General features: G+C 68.8%; 1 pseudogene. It reads left to right on the top strand.

From position 1 onward, the window contains the following. Window positions 1-363 (top strand): annotated as a pseudogene (locus HOP58_RS22840) (hypothetical protein); the annotation flags it as partial. Window positions 364-385 lie beyond the last annotated feature (22 nt).

The following is a 385-nucleotide window of genomic DNA, read 5'->3' as shown; positions in this document are numbered from 1 at the left end:
GGTCAGGAGACGAAGATGAGCACCGATGACAGCGTGAGCGCCAACGATCTGGGCGGCGCCGACGACATGCTGAGCCCCATGGAATCCACTGATTCCGACGATGTGCTCAACGACGACGGCGACGAGGTCGTCGACCCGCCCGACGACTGGAGCGCAGCGGACAAGCACGGGATGACCGCCGAAGAGGAGCGCGAGGGCGAGTCCCTCGACGACCGGCTGGCCGCCGAGGAACCCGACGTGACCGACGCGGTCGGCACTCCGGATGCGGACACCGAACGCGCCGAGGGCGCAGGCCGCCACCGCGGTCAGGTCGACGGCGCGCCTGAGGACGGCGAATCGCTCTACACCGTGGTCGAGGAGTGAACATGTCCGCCGAACTGCCCCG

It is taken from the genome of Halomonas sp. MCCC 1A11062 (assembly GCF_021404355.1).
Lineage (GTDB): Bacteria > Pseudomonadota > Gammaproteobacteria > Pseudomonadales > Halomonadaceae > Halomonas > Halomonas aerodenitrificans.
This window is presented reverse-complemented; position numbering and strand designations above follow the sequence as displayed.